At 68.8% G+C, this 15,902-nt stretch carries 15 protein-coding genes, 2 tRNA genes and 1 pseudogene; 3 read left to right on the top strand and 15 right to left on the bottom strand.

Translation table 11 applies throughout. The annotated features are described in order from the left end of the window. Nucleotides 1–6: 6 nt before the first annotated feature. The 5 genes from ACZ60M_RS01315 to ACZ60M_RS01335 all read right to left on the bottom strand — a co-directional run bounded on the left by ACZ60M_RS01315 (nt 7) and on the right by ACZ60M_RS01335 (nt 4,429). The gene (locus tag ACZ60M_RS01315) at nt 7–1,515 is read right to left on the bottom strand and encodes an alkaline phosphatase D family protein (RefSeq protein ID WP_465413516.1); all 1,509 of its coding nucleotides are present in this window, start codon (nt 1,513–1,515) and stop codon (nt 7–9) included. Between the two features lie 180 nt (nt 1,516–1,695). After that, the gene (locus tag ACZ60M_RS01320; protein ID WP_465413850.1) at nt 1,696–1,896 is read right to left on the bottom strand and encodes a helix-turn-helix transcriptional regulator; all 201 of its coding nucleotides are present in this window, start codon (nt 1,894–1,896) and stop codon (nt 1,696–1,698) included. A gap of 40 nt (nt 1,897–1,936) precedes the next feature. Next, nucleotides 1,937–2,788, bottom strand: coding sequence for an ABC transporter permease (locus ACZ60M_RS01325; protein ID WP_465413517.1), 852 nt, complete (start codon nt 2,786–2,788; stop codon nt 1,937–1,939). After that, nucleotides 2,785–3,690 (bottom strand): ABC transporter ATP-binding protein, encoded by a 906-nt coding sequence (locus tag ACZ60M_RS01330; protein WP_465413518.1) that lies wholly within the window; start codon nt 3,688–3,690, stop codon nt 2,785–2,787. Before ACZ60M_RS01330 ends, ACZ60M_RS01325 begins: the two co-directional genes overlap by 4 nt. A gap of 124 nt (nt 3,691–3,814) precedes the next feature. Further along, nucleotides 3,815–4,429 carry a cob(I)yrinic acid a,c-diamide adenosyltransferase gene (locus ACZ60M_RS01335; RefSeq protein ID WP_465413520.1) on the bottom strand — a complete coding sequence of 205 codons (615 nt, stop codon included), beginning with the start codon at nt 4,427–4,429 and terminating at the stop codon, nt 3,815–3,817. A 24-nt stretch (nt 4,430–4,453) separates the two neighbouring features. On the opposite strand from ACZ60M_RS01335, the pseudogene ACZ60M_RS01340 reads away from it, so the two are divergent. After that, a pseudogene (locus tag ACZ60M_RS01340) lies at nt 4,454–5,296 on the top strand (3-hydroxyacyl-CoA dehydrogenase family protein); the annotation flags it as partial. A 76-nt stretch (nt 5,297–5,372) separates the two neighbouring features. Here the strand turns inward: ACZ60M_RS01340 and ACZ60M_RS01345 are convergent. The 7 genes from ACZ60M_RS01345 to ACZ60M_RS01375 form a co-directional block, all read right to left on the bottom strand. Beyond that, the gene (locus tag ACZ60M_RS01345) at nt 5,373–5,792 is read right to left on the bottom strand and encodes a MaoC/PaaZ C-terminal domain-containing protein (RefSeq protein ID WP_465413522.1); all 420 of its coding nucleotides are present in this window, start codon (nt 5,790–5,792) and stop codon (nt 5,373–5,375) included. Continuing rightward, a complete protein-coding gene (locus ACZ60M_RS01350) occupies nt 5,789–6,187 on the bottom strand; it encodes an FAS1-like dehydratase domain-containing protein (RefSeq protein ID WP_465413524.1) in 399 nt (132 codons plus the stop codon). The genes ACZ60M_RS01345 and ACZ60M_RS01350 overlap by 4 nt, the downstream gene beginning before the upstream one ends. Nucleotides 6,188–6,204: 17 nt before the next feature. Beyond that, entirely contained in the window at nt 6,205–6,372 is a 168-nt protein-coding gene (gene rpmG, locus ACZ60M_RS01355; RefSeq protein ID WP_270110586.1) for a 50S ribosomal protein L33, read from the bottom strand. A 102-nt stretch (nt 6,373–6,474) separates the two neighbouring features. Further along, a tRNA-Met gene (locus ACZ60M_RS01360) sits at nt 6,475–6,546 on the bottom strand. Between the two features lie 74 nt (nt 6,547–6,620). Continuing rightward, nucleotides 6,621–6,693, bottom strand: a tRNA-Thr gene (locus ACZ60M_RS01365). 98 nt (nt 6,694–6,791) lie between these two features. Continuing rightward, nucleotides 6,792–9,323: a putative bifunctional diguanylate cyclase/phosphodiesterase gene (locus ACZ60M_RS01370; RefSeq protein ID WP_465413526.1), complete on the bottom strand. Its 2,532-nt coding sequence runs from the start codon at nt 9,321–9,323 to the stop codon at nt 6,792–6,794. 30 nt (nt 9,324–9,353) lie between these two features. Beyond that, entirely contained in the window at nt 9,354–9,539 is a 186-nt protein-coding gene (locus ACZ60M_RS01375) for a hypothetical protein (RefSeq protein ID WP_465413528.1), read from the bottom strand. A 273-nt stretch (nt 9,540–9,812) separates the two neighbouring features. Here ACZ60M_RS01375 and ACZ60M_RS01380 point away from each other — a divergent pair, with 273 nt between their 5' ends. Both ACZ60M_RS01380 and ACZ60M_RS01385 read left to right on the top strand, forming a co-directional pair. Beyond that, nucleotides 9,813–10,802, top strand: coding sequence for a biliverdin-producing heme oxygenase (locus ACZ60M_RS01380; protein ID WP_465413530.1), 990 nt, complete (start codon nt 9,813–9,815; stop codon nt 10,800–10,802). A gap of 174 nt (nt 10,803–10,976) precedes the next feature. Further along, a complete protein-coding gene (locus ACZ60M_RS01385) occupies nt 10,977–11,747 on the top strand; it encodes a M23 family metallopeptidase (protein WP_465413532.1) in 771 nt (256 codons plus the stop codon). Here ACZ60M_RS01385 and pcrA read toward each other — a convergent pair. The 3 genes from pcrA to ACZ60M_RS01400 all read right to left on the bottom strand — a co-directional run bounded on the left by pcrA (nt 11,744) and on the right by ACZ60M_RS01400 (nt 15,691). Then, the gene (gene pcrA, locus ACZ60M_RS01390) at nt 11,744–13,972 is read right to left on the bottom strand and encodes a DNA helicase PcrA (protein ID WP_465413534.1); all 2,229 of its coding nucleotides are present in this window, start codon (nt 13,970–13,972) and stop codon (nt 11,744–11,746) included. The genes ACZ60M_RS01385 and pcrA overlap by 4 nt on opposite strands. A gap of 54 nt (nt 13,973–14,026) precedes the next feature. Beyond that, nucleotides 14,027–14,296 carry a chorismate mutase gene (locus ACZ60M_RS01395; RefSeq protein WP_465413536.1) on the bottom strand — a complete coding sequence of 90 codons (270 nt, stop codon included), beginning with the start codon at nt 14,294–14,296 and terminating at the stop codon, nt 14,027–14,029. A 246-nt stretch (nt 14,297–14,542) separates the two neighbouring features. Then, nucleotides 14,543–15,691: a thioester domain-containing protein gene (locus tag ACZ60M_RS01400; protein WP_465413538.1), complete on the bottom strand. Its 1,149-nt coding sequence runs from the start codon at nt 15,689–15,691 to the stop codon at nt 14,543–14,545. Nucleotides 15,692–15,902 lie beyond the last annotated feature (211 nt).

The following is a 15,902-nucleotide window of genomic DNA, read 5'->3' on the forward strand; positions in this document are numbered from 1 at the left end:
CTTCGTTCAAGCCGCCGGTTCGAGGGTCTTCGTGAACACCGTGCCGCCGTCGATGTCCTTGAGCGACACCGTGAGCATCTCCGTCTCCGCGTCGATCCCGACCTCCCCGAAGAACTGGTAGCCCACCAGCGGGGACGTGTTCGCCGCCGGAGGCGCCTGCACGAACACCGCCTCCGGACCGAACGTCGCATCCAGCTTGTTCGGACCGAACGCGCCCGCGTTCAACGGCCCCGACACGAACTCCCAGAACGGGTCGAAGTCCTGGAACACCGCCCGGTCCGGGCTGTAGTGGTGCGCCGCCGTGTAATGCACGTCAGCGGTCAGCCACACCATGTTCTTCACGCCCTCGCGCTTCGCGAACGACAAGAGCCCCGCGATCTCGCCCTCCCGGCCGCCAGGGGCGCCCCCGGTGCCGTTCGAGACGCCCTCCTGCGCGCCCGTGCCGTCCCCGACGACCAGGCCGATCGGCAGGTCCGCCGCGATCACCTTCCAAGTAGCGGTCGACCGGCGCAGCTCCCGCTGCAGCCACTCGAGCTGCTCCGCGCCCAGGATCTCCCCGGTCGGGCCGTCCGCGTCCGGGTTGGCGCTCTTGAACGTCCGCATGTCCAGCACGAACAGGTCCAGCAGCGGACCGTACGCGATCTTGCGGTAGATCCGGCCCGCGCCGTCGTGGGCGCCGAACCCGCCGGGCGTGAACTCCGCGAACGCCTGCCGCGCCCGCGCCGCCAGCACGTCCACGTTCTTCTCCGTGTACTGCGGCAGGTCCAGGATCTCCCCCGGGTACCAGTTGTTGACGACCTCGTGGTCGTCCCACTGGTTCACCATCGGCACCCGCGCCAGGTACGCGCGCAGGTTCTCGTCCAGCAGGTTGTATTTGAACTGGCCCCGGTACTCGGCCAGGGTCTCGGCGACCTTCAGCTTCTCGTCGACGAGCGTGTTCTTCCACGTCCGGCCGTCCGGCAGCGCCACCGTCTCCACGAGCGGGCCGTCGCTGTACACGAAGTCGCCCGAGCACAGGAAGAAGTCCGGTTCGGCGTCGGCCATCGCCTGGAAGATCCGGTACCCGCCGAAGTCCGGGTTGATGCCCCAGCCCTGACCGGCCAGGTCCCCCGACCACTGGAATCTGATGTCGGCCGGTTCGCATGCGGCCGTGGTGAACGAGCCTTCGAGGGCCTCCGACTCCCGCTCGCCCTCGGCGGTGATCCGGTAGTGGTAGGTCTTCCCGGCCCGCAGGCCCTTCAGCCGCACCTTCCCGGTGAAGTCCGTCGCCTCCGTCAGGGCGGGGCCGTGGATCTGCCTGGCGTGCTTGAAGTCCGGGCGGGTGGCGAGCTCCACGCGCATCTGGGAGCCCCGGTCCGCGCGCGTCCACAGGACCGCGCCCTGCGCGGACACGTCACCGGACTGCGCACCGTGGGTGAGCTGCGGGCGCGAAGCGGCATACGAGATCCCGGGAGTCCCGAGAAGGATCGCGCCGCCGGCCCCGGCGGCCAGCAGCCGCCGACGAGCAATCTGCACTGTCGTCTCCAAAAAACCGTGGGGGTGTTCGATTGACAGCCTCACCCTCCCAGCCGAGGACGGCCGCGAGGTGGCCCGCGGGTGAACAACAAGGCCCCGCTCCCCGGACCGGCTTGCGCCGTGGTGTTGCCGGGGAGCGGGGCGGAGGGAGGCCTCTTACGCGCCGAGGCGCGACTCAGCTCATGTTCCCGCGCCAAGGCGCGGGAATGGCTTGGTGGAGAAGACGATCTCGACGGGCACCTCGAAGTACTCCGCCAGTTTCAAAGCAAGGTAGAGGCTCGGACTGTACTCGCCGCGTTCGAGGTACCCGACGGTCTGGTAGTGGACCCCCAGCGCATCGGCGAGCTGCCGCCGCGACACGCCCCGCTCGGCGCGCAGCATCGCGATCCGGTTGTAGACCTCGTCCCCGGCCACGGCTCGATCACCAGTCCCTCTGCATGTCGGCGCGGCGCGCCGCCACCGCCGAACCCGATTCGCGCCGCGACATCCGCCGGAGCAGCCTGGGAGCCAACGCCATCGACGCCACAGCCCACAGCGCGAGCACGGCGAACATGGTAACCGTGCGCCAGTCGCCGCCGATCTCCACGGCCGCCATCGACTCCGGCAGCAGCGCGTGCCGCATCCCCAGGCCCATCCAGTACACCGGGAACGCCTGCCCGACCCCCTGCAGCCAGCCCGGCAGCGCCGTGATCGGGTAGAAGATCCCCGAGACCGCGATCAGACCCATGATCGGGAACATGACCAGGCCCATGTTGCGCGGGTTGTCCAGCAGCGCACCGATGACCGCGCCGATCGGCAGGGCCGCGGTGATCCCCATGAGCAGCACCGCGACGAAGATCAGCCACCGGTCGGGCGACCCGAACTCGAGGCCGTCGAACAGCGGCAGCCCCACCGCGAGCATCGCGGCCACGGTGATGCACAGGAACATCGCCGTCGACACCAGGTTCCCGACCAGGTACCCGGTCATGCCGCCCGGCATCGACTTCGCGCGCAGCAACGTCCCGTTCGTGCGGTCCATCGCCAGCGCGCCGACCATGGCGGTGATGCCGCCGAAGATGACGTTCATGCCGATGAGGCTCGGCATGTTCATGGAGCCCAGGGACACCGGGGCGCCTTCGAAGTCGGCTTTCTGCATGAAGACGAGGACGATCATGGCGATCCCGGTGGGGACGATGAAGCTCATCAGGTCGCCCGGTGAGGTCAGGGAGATCTTCGTCTGGATGAGGGCGCGCTTCCAGCCGGTGCGGTACTCGTGGAGGGTGTTGGTGCTCATCGGGTGACCTCCGTGAACGTCGAGACGGCCGTGTCGCTTTCGCCTGCTTCGAACTTCGCGACGAGTTCGAGGTAGGCGTCCTCGAGGCTGGCGCGGTGGACTTCGAGTTCGGTGACCGTGCCGCCGTCGGTGGCGAGGAGCTGGCGGACGAAGTCGGTGGCGTCCTCGGTGGCGTGGATCTGGAGCTTGCCGTCCTGGACCCATTTCACTTCGGCGGTGGTGGCGGCGGCGCGGGCGAGCTGGTCGGGCGAGCCGTCCGCGATGATGCGGCCGCCCGCGAGGATGAGGATGCGCTCGGCGAGTTTCTCGGCTTCGTCGAGGTCGTGGGTGGTGAGGAGGATCGTGGTGCCGTCGAGGTCGGTGAGGCGGTGGATGAGTTCGTGGAACTCGCGGCGGGCGTGGGGGTCGAAGCCGGTGGTGGGTTCGTCGAGGAAGAGGAGGGCGGGGCGGCCGATGATGCCGAGGGCGACGTCGAGGCGGCGGCGCTGGCCGCCGGAGAGGGTCTGGACGCGTTGGGCGGCTTGTGCGGTGAGGCCGACCATGTCGAGGAGTTCGGTGGCGCCCCAGGGTTCGGCGTAGGGCTTGTAGTACTCGGCGAAGTGGGCGACGATGTCGCGGACTTTCCATTTGCCGTTGTCGCGCCATTCCTGGAGGACGACGCCGAGGCGGGCGCGCCAGGCTTCGCTGCCGTTGGCGGGGTCGGTGCCGAGGACTTGGACGTCGCCGCCGGAGCGGCCGCGGAAGCCTTCGAGGATTTCGATGGTGGTGGTTTTTCCGGCGCCGTTGGGCCCGAGGAGCGCGGTGACGCCGCCGGGCTGGATTTCGAGGTCGAGCCCGGTGAGGACGTCCTTGTCGCCGTAGCGCATCCGCAGGTCGGATACGGCGATGGCGGGGTGTTCCATGTTCATCTCCGCAGTAGCAGTCCATTGATTGATAGCACTCATGCTACATCTTGGGGTAGGACTCTGCCAACCCGTATAACGACGAGGGCCGTCCACCTTCCGGTGGACGGCCCGGCCCTGCGCGCTACTCCTGTGAGGCCCCCGGCTTCCACAGCACGTCCCCGCCCGGGTTGGCACCCTCGGCGCCGCTTGCAAGCCGTCGATTTGCGCAGCGCGCCAGCACGAACAAGAGGTCCGAGAGCCGGTTCAGATAGGTCACCGGCACCGCGTGCGTCGTGTCCGGCTCGGCGTCCAGGAGCGCCCACACGTGCCGCTCGGCCCGCCGCGCCACCGTGCACGCCTGGTGCAGCAGCGCCGCACCGGGAGTGCCGCCGCGCAGGATGAAAGAGCGGAGCGCCTCGAGGTCGGCGTTGCACTCGTCGATCCAGCCCTCGAGCCGGGTCACATAGGACTCGTCGATCCGCAGCGGCGGATACTTCGGGTTCGGGGACACCGGCGTCGAGAGGTCCGCGCCGACGTCGAACAGGTCGTTCTGGACCGCGAGCAGGATCTCCCGCTCACGCTCCCCGATCTCCCCTGTGTGCAGCGCCAGCGCCGTCCCGATGACCGCGTTCGCCTCGTCCACGTCGCCGTATGCGGCGAGCCTGACATGCGTCTTGGGGACGCGCGAGAAGTCGGCGAGGCCGGTCGTGCCGTCGTCGCCGGTCTTCGTGTAGATCCTGGTGAGATTGACCGCCATGCACCGACCATATAGCCTCGCCCCATGGCAACAGTCACAGTAATCGGTTCGGGACTCATGGGCTCCGGGATCGCGCAGGTCACGAGCCTGGGCGGTTGGGACGTCACGTTGATCGACACAGACAAGGGCGCCCTCGAACGCGCGAAGGCGGCGATCCGCGGTTCACTCGACCGCTTCGTCGCCAAAGAGAAGGTGACGGCGGAGGACGCCGAAGCGGCGCAGTCGCGCATCACCGTCACCACCGACCTCGAAGCCGCCGCCGGGTCGCAGATCGCGGTCGAAGCGGTCTTCGAGCGCCTCGCGGTCAAGCAGGAGGTCTTCCGGAACCTCTCGGCGGTCTGCGCGCCCGAGACCATCCTCGCGACGAACACCTCGGCGATCCCGATCACGGAGATCGCCGCCGCCGCAACGCATCCCGAACGGGTCGTCGGCACCCACTTCTTCTCGCCCGTGCCGATGATGCAGCTGTGCGAGCTCGTGCGCGGCATCCACACCAGCGACGAGGCCCTCGAGGCGGCTCGGCGCTTCGCCGAGTCCGCCGGGAAGACCTGCGTGGTCGTCAACCGGGACGTCGCCGGGTTCGCGACCACGCGGCTCATCTGCGCGCTCGTGAACGAGGCCGCGCGGCTCGTCGAGGACGGCGTGATCTCCGCCGAGGACCTCGACACCGCGTGCCGGCTCGGCTTCGGCCACCCGATGGGCCCGCTCGCCACCGCCGACCTCACCGGGATCGACGTGATCACGCACGCGACCGAGAACATCTACGCGGACACGGCCGACCCGCAGTTCTTCCCGCCCGCGCTGCTGCGCCGCCTCGTCGCGGCAGGCGAGATCGGCCGCAAGTCCGGCAAGGGATTCTTCGGCTACTCGGAGTTATCCACAGGCCTGTGGACAGCGAAGAACGGCGCGGACCAGGAAGTCCGCGCCGTTTTCTACGTTGCTGCTACTTCGCGGCGAGGGTCGCGCGCGCCGGTGCGAGGACTTTCTCGCCCGCACTCGTGACGGTCATCGCCAGTTCGACCGAGGCCGCGTCGACCTTGCGGACCTTGCCTTCCACGACCACTTCGGCGCCGCCGTCGGCGGGCACGACCACGGGCTTCGCGAAGCGCGCCGAGAAGTCGGTGAGGGTCGCGTCGATCCCGGCGCCCGCCGCCCATTCGCGCACGGCGCGGGAGACGAGGCCCATCGTGTACATGCCGTGGGCGATCACGTCAGGGAGCCCGGCGGCCCTGGCCGCGGCTTCGTCCTGGTGGATCGGGTTCTGGTCCCCGGAGGCGTCCGCGTAGGCGACGAGGTCGGCCCGCGTGACTGCGAACGCCGCGGTGAACACGGCCTGGCCCGCTTCGAGTCCGGTGAAGGTCATGCCGGGTCTCCCGCCACGAACAGGGTGGTCCACACCTCGGCGGCCAGGCCCTCGGCGTCAGTGACGTCGGTGCGCAGCGCGAGGAGGTCGTTCCCGGCGACGGACTTGATCGACTCGATCGTCGAGGCGCACGACACGGCGGCGCCCGCCCGCAGCTCGCGGTGGTACGCGAAACGCTGCTCGCGGTGCAGGACGCGGCTCCAGTCGAGCCCGAAGTCGGGGTCGTCGATGAGCCGCTCCGCCGCGGGCAGCGTGAGCGATATAAGGAATGTAGGCGGAACCGATCCGTCGTCGTCCAGACCGAGGGCCTGGGCGAAACGGGTCACCGAGTCAGCGGTGATGACCACCGGATCAGTGGGCGGCAAAGACCGGCCTGCGTACGAAGTGTTGAGCATGTACTGCAGTGGAAGGACTAGCGGGTCTCTTTGTGAGTCCGGGAGACCTTGCACTTCGGGCAGTACTTCTTGAGCTCGAGCCGGTCGGGGTGGTTCCGACGGTTCTTCTTCGTGACGTAGTTGCGCTCTTTGCACTCCACGCACGCCATGGTGATCTTGGGGCGGACGTCAGTAGCCTTGGCCACGATGAGTGCCTTCCTCTAACGCGGCCTACCGGGATGGCGGGCCGTTCTTGAACAAAACAAAACGTCGGCCATCATATCTCAGTGACCGACGCTTGACAAAAGTAGCGATGGGCAGGATCGAACTGCCGACACAACGATTATGAGTCGTTTGCTCTACCACTGAGCTACACCGCCGTGCGCTCACTGCCACCAGATGGCTCTGTGTGAGCAGTACAGCACTTCTGAATACTAACCCCGAAGTGCTTCCGAGCCCCCTTACGGAATCGAACCGTAGACCTTCTCCTTACCATGGAGACGCTCTGCCGACTGAGCTAAGGGGGCGTTCGCGAGGCTTCCCTCGCGGCCTTGACAAGAGTACATGACGGGCCGCCCGGAACGAACACGGGGCCCGCCTTGCGGTGCGGGCCACAACAGCGCGCTCAGACCACCCGGAGGCGGGCCCTTCCAGCGCCCCCTGCCTGGTTGTCCAGCCACGCGGCGAACCGGTCGGCCGGCAGCGGGCGCGAGAAGTAGTAGCCCTGCCCGGCCTCGCAGTGGAGCTCGCGGAGCTGCTCGACGGTCTGGTGCGCCTCGATGCCCTCGGCGACCACGTCGATCGCGAAGTGCCGGGCCAGGCCCAGCACGGCCTCCACGATCGCGCGGTCGTCGGCGTCGGTGGCCATGCCCTGCACGAACCTGAGGTCGATCTTGATCTCCTGCACCGGCAGCCGCCGCAGGTACGCCAGCGAGGAGTACCCGGTGCCGAAGTCGTCCACGGACAGGCGCACGCCCATCTCGTGCAGCCGGTCGAGCGCGGGCGTGAGCCGCGGCTCGCCCGAGACCACGTCGTCCTCGGTGATCTCGAACGTCAGACGGTCCGCCGGGACCCCGTGCCGCTCCAGGAGCACCGCGACCTTGTCGGGGAAGTCCGCGTCCGCGAGCGTGCGCGGCGACAGGTTCACCGCCATCGGCAGCGGCCCGTCCTCTCCGGCCCACTCGGCCGAGCGACGCAGCGCCTCGTCCAGGACCGTCTCGGTGAGCTGCCCGAGCTGCCCGGTCGACCCGGCGATCGGGATGAACTCCTCCGGCGCGACGAGCCCGAACGTCGGGTGCGGCCAGCGCACCAGCGCTTCGGCGCCGAGGATCGCGCCGGGGTCGGTGAGGTCCCGGTCGAGGCGGACCTTCGGCTGGAAGTGCACTTCGAGCTGGCCGCGGTCCAGGGCCCGGCGCAGGTCGGCCGCGAGGCCGATGCGGCGCAGGCTCTCGGATTCGAGGCCGGAGTGGTAGAGCTGGACGCCGTCGGCGGCGTTCTTGGCCTGCCTGGTGGCGCCGTCGGCGCGTTTCAACAGCTCGTCGGCGTCGGCGGCGAAGTCGGGGTGGGTGACGACGCCGACGGCGGCGGAAAGGGAGACGGCGACGCCGCCGACCTCGAAGGGGCCCTGGACGGCGGCGCGCAGGCGCCGGGCGGTGTCGAGCGCTTCGTCGGTGGAGGCGAGGCGGGTCTGGAGGATGAACTCGTCGGAGTCGATGCGGCCGAGGAAGGACGCGGCGGGGGCGTGGTCCTTGAGGCGCTTGGCGAACTCGCTGAGGGCGGTGTCCCCGGCTTCGTGGCCGAGGGCGTCGTTGATCTCGTGGAGGGAGTCCACATCGAACATGAAGACGGCGACGACCTCGCCGGGGACGGTGATCGAGAGGGCCTCTTGGAGCGCGGCGAGGGAGCGGCGGCGGCTGGGGAGGCCGGTGAGCGGGTCGTGGTAGGCGTCGTAGCGGAGCTGGTCGAGGAGGCGCTCGTTCTGGACGGCGATGCCGACGTTCGCGGCGATGGTCTCCATGAGCTGGAGGTCGACGGGCACGAAGTGGGAGATCTCGCCGCCGATGCGGTCGGCGACGGACAGGCACCCGTACACCTCGTCGCCGGAGCGGAGCGGGACCATCATGGCGCCGCGCAGTCCGGCGGCTTCCAGGGCCGCTTTCTGTTCGCGGGAGCCGTTCTTGGGGCTGAGGAGGACGCCTTCGCCGGAGGCCATGACGGCCTGCTGGAGTTCGTCGGGGATGGGGTCGAGGTCGGTGAGGCCGGCGTCGTCGAGGGTGGAGGTGAGCCGGATCTCGGGGTACCGGCCGGATTTGGGGACCCAGACGGTCGCGGACTCGGCGGAGAGGATGTCGCGCAGGCGCCCGAGCATGGCGTCGATGAGGCGCTTGGAGCGCACCGAGTCGACGACGAGCTGGGTGAAGTCGTTGAGTTCGCGCAGGACGTGCCGCTGGCGGCGCAGGGCGGTGTAGCTGCGGGCGAGGTAGATGAACGCGGCGACGACGGCGGCGATGAGGACGCCGGTCCACAGGTTCGCGCCGAGGAGCACGAGGAAGAGGACGCCGACGCAGGCGGCGAGGACGGGGCCGACGAGGGTGAGGGAGAACCCGAGCCAGGCCTTCTTGACGCTGTCCCAGCCGGAGAGGAAGAACAGCATGAGGGAGATGAGGATCGTGGTGATGAGGCCGACGATGACGATGGCGGAGATGAGGACGAACCAGGTGCGGGGGTCGGCGGCGGCGCCGAGCTGCATGTACTGGACGTAGAAGACCGCGACCGCGGTGGAGGAGGTGGTCATGCCGACGTTGAACGTCGGTTTCATGAGCCCGATGTCCTCGCGGATGTACCGCCCGGCGTAGTAGAGGGTCGAGGCGAAGCACTTGGTGGCGACGACCCAGAACGGGGGCAGGAAGAACAGGGCGATGACGAGGGGGATGTCGGTGAGGTTGAAGGAGATCCGCATGCCGCGGGCCTCGTGCTGCACCAAAAGGCCCTGTGCGACGACGAAGGCGACGACGAACAGGGCTACTTGGACCACGGGGAAGTTCGCGGGCGGCCCGAGGAGGGCCAGCCCGCCGACGCCCATGGCGGTGACGACGCCGGTGACCACCCGAGGCATGACCTGGCGTAGTACCCGGTCGCGGCCTCGCGTCACCGTCATCGTGTTTGGACCTTTCGCTGGGCGAAGGCGCTAGCTGATGTCGCCCGAGCTCTGCGCGGACATGGAGATGTCGCCAGAGCTGTTCGGGTTCGCGGAGATGTCTCCGGAGCTGCCGCCCGCGCTGGCGGCAGTTGCGCTTCCGGCGATGATGCCGAGCGCGAGGAGCCCCGCGGCAAGCGCAGCGCCGAGCCGCTTGAAGAAGTTGACCGGTTTCACGAGGCCTCCCGTGAGGTGTGGGAATGTGCTGTCAAGGGGACCAGTAGAGCCCATGGTGCCACAGTCGGCTCTCCCTGGGGAAGGCTTGGGACCGTGATTCTCGTGCTCTTTCTGGTTCAGCCGTACGGGTGAGCACGGCTCACCCCATTCTCGCCGATGCCCGGAGGGGGGTCGTCCACGGGTCGGTCGTTCGCACGCCTGGTCGTGCTCGATCATGTAGGTTAGGCTCACCTTACACAAGAATATGATCGTTGTTCGATAAGGAATACGCACATGCCTGCAGACACCGCCGCTGCGAACGGACCGGCCGAAGCCGGGACGCCCCTCTTCTCGGCCCGGATCCGCGAAGCCTCCTGGTCGCGCCACCAAGGGCTCGACCCGTCGGCCGACGAGGCCGCCGAGAAGGCCCCGGGCGTGTTCGACATGCTCTTCGACGGCACGCTCAGTGTCGACGACTACACCCGCTGGCACGCCCAGCAGTACTTCGTCTACGAGGCGATCGAGGCCGCGGCCGCGCGCTTCGCCGACGACCCGGCCGCGGGGCCGTTCGTGTTCCCCGAGCTCGCCCGCGTCCCCGCGATCGAGGCCGACCTGAAGTTCCTCATGGGACCGAAGTGGCGCTCCGGGATCGAACCGCTCCCGGCGACGAAGGCCTACGTGGACCGCATCAACGAGGTCAGCGCCGACTGGCCCGGCGGCTACATCGCCCACGCGTACACCCGCTACCTCGGGGACCTCTCCGGCGGCCAGGCCTTCGGGAAGGCCGCGCGCCGCAACTACGGCTTCGAATCCGAAGGCGTGTCCTTCTACGAGTTCGCGGACATCAAGAGCCCCAAGGCGTTCAAGGACGAGTACCGGGCCCGCCTGGACGCGGTGGACCTGCCCGAGGCCGACAAGGCGCGCGTCATCGAGGAGATCCTCCTCGCGTACGACCACAACGGCGCGGTGCTCTCGGCGCTGGGTGAAGCCTTGGGGCGCAACCCGTTCGAGCCGAAGGTCATCGCCGCGATCTGCCACCACATGAACACCGACCACGTCGCGGACACGCTCGTGATCTGCCAGGGCGTCGGCGGCCAGCGCGGGGCCGAGACGGCCCGCATGACCGGGTTCGACGGCGACGGCGCCGATTTCGCGGCCGTGGTGGACGGCGCGGAGGTGCCGGTCCGGGTCGAGTGGGCCGGGGCCCTGTCGGAGCGGGCGGAGGTGCGGCCGGAGATCGTGCGGCTGTTCACCGAGTCGAAGTCGCAGCTTGAGAACGTCTGACCACTACCTTCCGGGAATGTCCTGATTGTCGCGACACGCCGGGCGGTGACGAATCTCGCCCGCCCGGTGTTCGCGGCGTTACCGTGTGGCGGTTGCCAAGCCCACGGCCGGCCCCCCGGGAACCTCTGGTTCCGAAGCGCCGCCGATGGGCACCGCCACTATCTCGGAGCTCGAATGTCCGATTCCGGACCGGTAGCCGCCTCCGCTATCAGGCGTCACGCCGCCCGGCCGCACCGCACGAGGGGCCAGCACCGCGCCTCGTGGGCCGCAGAACTCTCCCCGCTGCTGGCGGGGACGCAACGCAGGTACACCGCTGTCGTCGGCTCGGCCGTCGCCGGGGCCTCGATCGTCGCGATGGCGACGGGCGCGGGGTTCTCCTCCGGTGAGGAGGGTCCGGGTTCGTCGCGGGCGGTGGCCGATATCGCGGCGCTCGCCGCGGAGGCGAGCGTCCCTGAAGCCGAGGTCGGGTCGACTGGGGACGTTCCGCTGGGGACGGCGGCGGCCGATACGGCCGCGGTCGAGCGGACCTCGCCGGTGACCGGTCAGGCGGCGCAGATCGCGTGGACGCCGATGCTGGACGACATCACGATCACGTCCCTGTTCGGGCAGCGGTGGGGCCGCAACCACAACGGGGTCGACTTCGACGCCGAGACCGGGGACCCGGTGTACGCGGCGTATCCGGGGACCGTGACGCACGCGGGCTGGGAGACGGGGTTCGGGAACCTCGTGATCATCGACCACGGCGAGGGCGTCGAGACGTACTACGCGCACAACTCGGAGGTCCTCGTGAGCGAGGGCGACTGGGTGGACGCGGGCGGGCAGATCGCGAACGCGGGCAACACGGGCCGCTCGTTCGGCTCGCACGTCCACTTCGAAGTGCACGTGAACGGCGAGCCGGTCGAGCCGCTGAACTATCTCGCAGAAGCAGGGCTGGACCTGCGCTAGAGCTTGCTCACCGGTGCGAGCCTGAGGATCACCCATTTGGGTTCGCCGTCGCCGAAGTCGATGCGGGCCTGGGCCCTCGGGCCCGAGCCTTTCAGCTCGACGACGCGGCCGAGGCCCCACTTGTCGTGGGTGACCCTGTCCCCCACGTCGAGTGACGGGATGTCTGCGGCGCTGCGCATGACGATCGGGGACCCGAAGTTCGCGGTGGTCTTGGATTTGACGACGCGCGGCGGCGGGGCCGACTCGGACCATTCGATGAGGTCGCCGGGGATCTCGGCGAGGAACCGGCTGGCGGCGTAGTACTGCGGCTGCCCGAAGATGTTGCGGGTCCCGGCGCGGGTCAGGTGCAGGTGCTTGCGCGCCCGGGTGAGGCCCACGTAGGCGAGGCGCCGCTCCTCCTCCATGTCGCCGGGCTTGTTCATGGACCGCTCGTGCGGGAACAGGCCGTCGTCGAGGCCGGTGAGGAACACCGTGTCGAACTCCAGGCCCTTCGCGGTGTGGAGGGTCATGAGCGTGATGACGCCGCCTTCCTCCGCTTCGGGGTCGGGGATCGAGTCGGCGTCGGAGACGAGCGCGACGTGCTCCAGGAACGACGGGACGTCGGCGGTGAGGTCGGACTCGTCGGCTTCTGTGGTGCCGCGCATGACCGACTCGGTGAACTCGTGGGCGACGGCGACGAGCTCCTGCAGGTTCTCGATGCGGCCCTCGTCCTGCGGGTCCTTGGACTGCTCGAGGCCTTCGAGGTAGCCGGTGTCGCCGATGAGCTTGTCGAGCACCTCTTCGGGCGGCGCGGTCGCCGCGAGTTCGGTTGCCGCGTCCATGATCTCGCAGAACCGCTTGATGCCGGTGCGGGCGCGGCCGGAGACGCCGGGGGCCTCGTCGGCGCGGTGCAGCGCGGCCGGGAACGAGATCCGCAGGCGCGCGGCGAGCGCTTCGACCTCGGCCACGGCCCGGTCGCCGACGCCGCGCTTGGGGACGTTGACCACGCGCATCGCCGAGACCGTGTCGTCGGGGTTCGCGGTGAGCTTGAGGTACGCGAGCAGGTCGCGGACTTCCTTGCGCTCGTAGAAGCGCACGCCGCCGACCACTTTGTACGGGATGCCGCGGCGCACGAACACTTCTTCGAACGCGCGGGACTGGGCGTTGGTGCGGTAGAAGATCGCCGCGTCGCCGAAGCTGGTCTCCCCGGCGTCGACGAGCTCGTCGATCCGGTTGGCGACCCACGCGGCCTCGTCGTGCTCGTTGTCGCCGGTGTGCCCGAGGATCGCCGTGCCGGGGCCCTCGTCGCTCCACAGGCGCTTCTCGCGGCCGCGTTCGGTGTTGTTGCGGATGACCCCGTTGGCGGCGTCGAGGATCGTCTGCGTGGAGCGGTAGTTCTGCTCCAGGAGGATCGTCTTCGCGTCGGGGAAGTCCCGCTCGAACTCGATGATGTTGCGGATCGTGGCGCCGCGGAACGCGTAGATCGACTGGTCGGCGTCGCCGACGACGCACAGCTCGGCACGGTCTGGGCCGGTGCCGACGAGCTCGCGCACCAGCGTGTACTGGGCGTGGTTGGTGTCCTGGTACTCGTCGACCATGACGTGCCGGAACCGCAGCCGGTAGGACTTGGCGACCTCGGGGAACGCCTGGAACAGGTGCACCGTGGACCCGATGATGTCGTCGAAGTCGACGGCCTGGGCCAGGCGCAGCCGCTCGGTGTACTGCGCGTACACGTCCGCGACGAGCTTGCCGCGCGCGTCGTCGGCCTTGCCTGCGGCCTCTTCGGGCCCGATGAGCTCGTTCTTCAGCCGCGAGATCTCGGCGGCGAACCAGCGCGGCGACTGCTTCTTGGAGTCGAGGCCGAGGTCCTTCACGATCTGGGTGAGGAGCCTGCGGGCGTCGTCGGTGTCGTAGATCGTGAAGCTGGACTTCCAGCCGAGCCGGTGCGCTTCGCGGCGCAGGATGCGCAGGCACGCGGAGTGGAACGTGAGCACCCACATGGCGCGCGAGCGCGGGCCGACGAGCGCGTCGACGCGTTCGCGCATCTCCGCGGCGGCCTTGTTCGTGAAGGTGATCGCCAGGATCTCGCCGGGGTGGGCGCCGCGCTCGGCCAGGAGGTGGCCGATGCGGTGGGTGAGGACGCGGGTCTTGCCCGAGCCCGCGCCCGCGACGATGAGCAGCGGAGACCCGGCGTGCTCGACGGCTTGGCGTTGCGGTTCGTTGAGGCCGGTCAGAAGGTCGTTCATCACCGTCAATTATGCCGCGCCGGGTACGACACTCCTCCGGCGCGGCATCACTCTTTAGAGGGGTCCGCGGCCGGAGCGCAGGACCAGCATGGCGATCTGGATGCCGTCGTCGCCGAGGGCCGAACGGTACTTCTCGAGGATGGCGCGCTCGCGGTCCAGGACCAGGCGGGTGCCGCCGTTGGCCATGCGGATCTCGCCGACGCGCTTGGAGACCTCCGCGCGGCGCTGCCACAGGCGGATGATCTCGGCGTCGAGCTGGTCGATCTCGACGCGCAGCTCCTTGAGCTCGTCGGGGACGACTTCGGTTTCGGTGCTGGCGGTCATCAGGGCTTCTCCTTAGAGCGATTACTCATCTGACTCCGGGCGGTTGTGGGCCCTGGACGTGAAAAAAGCCCCGGGCTGTTCGCCCGGGGCCTGTAGGTCGGTGTGTCAGCGCGACGACCTACGGCTCGGACGGTTCCGGCCGTAGTAAAAGTAAAATCGCGCGCTCTGAGTCACGCGGCAAGTATGCCACACGCCCGCCGGTCTGACCAGCGGGCGTGTGGCGGTTATCGCAGTGTTCAGCTGCTGTTAGGCGTCCGAGCCCCAGTCCGCGCGGGCGGCGCGGCGGCGCATGAGCACCATCGCGACGACGCCGGCGAGCAGGACCGCGCCGCCGACGGAGGCGACGGTGGTCAGGCTGGAACCGGTGACGGGCAGCTGCGGCTTCGGCGACTCGCTGGTCGGCGGGACCTCGTCCACGACGATCTCGAACTCGACCTCGGCGCTGTACTCCTCGGAGTGCTCCTCGGCGAGGATGAGGCGCTGGCCTTCGATCTCCTCGTCCTCACCGTCGACCGGCACGAACGTGCGCCCGGCCGGGGTGGTCCAGGTGAACGTGTCGGTGACGAGCGTGACCGAGCTGGTCTTGGCCTCGTCGAACTTGACGTAGAAGACCTGGCCGTCGGAGAGGGAGGTGAGCTCCTCGCCGTTCTCGTCGACAATGGTCGCGCCCTCGGGCTGCGAGAAGGTGAGCTCGTCGATGTTGGTCGAGGCGGTGAGCGGACCGAAGGTGCTGCCCTCGGTCTTGGCCGCGGAGTCGTCGACGTCGAAGTAGGGCTCGAAGTCGGGCTCGTCGATCGGCTCGGAGTTCTCGATCAGGTAGTCCTGGATGGCGGTGACGGCGGTGTCGACGCCGGCCTCGCCTTCGGTGGCGTCGGCGCCGAGGGTCCAGCGGTCGGTAAGCGACCAGACCGCGGACTGAGTGCCGGCGTAGGCGACCTGGTCGGCGCTGAACGCGCCGAGGTCTTCACCCGAGACGCCGGCCGCTTCGATCAGCTCGGCGGCGTTGGAGCCGTTGTAGCCGTTGACGAGGACACCGAGGACCATCGGGAGGTCCTCGACCGGGACGTCCTCCCACGGGCGCTCGACGTGGAGGAATTCCTCCTTGAGGCCGACCTGGAGCTGGATGCAGAAGACGGTGCGGGTCTCGCCGTCGCCGAGGTCCAGGCCGAGCATGGTGGCCTCGGGGTCCTGGTCGACCTCGACCTCCTCGCCTTCCTCGTCCTCGATGATCGCCGTGCCGGAGAGGCGGATGCCGTCTTCGGTCACAACGTTGCCTTCGGCGGCGAGGATGCTCGGCACCTCTTCATCCTGGGCCTGCGCGGCGACGGCGCCGGTGAGGCCGAGCGCGATGCCCGCGGCAGCGGCCATCGTCCCTTTCAGGGCTTTGGTCATCATTGGTAGAAGTCCCTTTGCTTTTCCGAGGGATTGACGCGGTCTTGACGAGCTTGCGAGTCATAAATCGGTATGGACTCTTCTTGCGACACGTTAGCGGCTCACTGCCGGTTGCATTCGGCGGCAGGAATTCACCGAGCTGCGATTTGATTGCGGGGCAAGGGAAATGGCGCGGCCTGCGAGAGCCGCGCCACTATAACGATTCGGTATCGAC

The sequence above is a fragment of the Glycomyces sp. NPDC050141 genome (genome assembly GCF_055586545.1).

What these genes read in the sequence shown, in the direction of transcription:
- ACZ60M_RS01320 (WP_465413850.1), bottom strand. Translation starts at nt 1,896, where the DNA reads ATGCTGCGCGCCGAGCGGGGCGTGTCGCGGCGGCAGCTCGCCGATGCG.
- ACZ60M_RS01325 (WP_465413517.1), bottom strand. Translation starts at nt 2,788, where the DNA reads ATGAGCACCAACACCCTCCACGAGTACCGCACCGGCTGGAAGCGCGCC.
- ACZ60M_RS01330 (WP_465413518.1), bottom strand. Translation starts at nt 3,690, where the DNA reads ATGGAACACCCCGCCATCGCCGTATCCGACCTGCGGATGCGCTACGGC.
- ACZ60M_RS01335 (WP_465413520.1), bottom strand. Translation starts at nt 4,429, where the DNA reads ATGGCGGTCAATCTCACCAGGATCTACACGAAGACCGGCGACGACGGC.
- ACZ60M_RS01345 (WP_465413522.1), bottom strand. Translation starts at nt 5,792, where the DNA reads ATGACCTTCACCGGACTCGAAGCGGGCCAGGCCGTGTTCACCGCGGCG.
- ACZ60M_RS01350 (WP_465413524.1), bottom strand. Translation starts at nt 6,187, where the DNA reads ATGCTCAACACTTCGTACGCAGGCCGGTCTTTGCCGCCCACTGATCCG.
- ACZ60M_RS01370 (WP_465413526.1), bottom strand. Translation starts at nt 9,323, where the DNA reads ATGACGGTGACGCGAGGCCGCGACCGGGTACTACGCCAGGTCATGCCT.
- ACZ60M_RS01380 (WP_465413530.1), top strand. Translation starts at nt 9,813, where the DNA reads ATGCCTGCAGACACCGCCGCTGCGAACGGACCGGCCGAAGCCGGGACG.
- ACZ60M_RS01385 (WP_465413532.1), top strand. Translation starts at nt 10,977, where the DNA reads ATGTCCGATTCCGGACCGGTAGCCGCCTCCGCTATCAGGCGTCACGCC.
- pcrA (WP_465413534.1), bottom strand. Translation starts at nt 13,972, where the DNA reads ATGAACGACCTTCTGACCGGCCTCAACGAACCGCAACGCCAAGCCGTC.
- ACZ60M_RS01395 (WP_465413536.1), bottom strand. Translation starts at nt 14,296, where the DNA reads ATGACCGCCAGCACCGAAACCGAAGTCGTCCCCGACGAGCTCAAGGAG.
- ACZ60M_RS01400 (WP_465413538.1), bottom strand. Translation starts at nt 15,691, where the DNA reads ATGATGACCAAAGCCCTGAAAGGGACGATGGCCGCTGCCGCGGGCATC.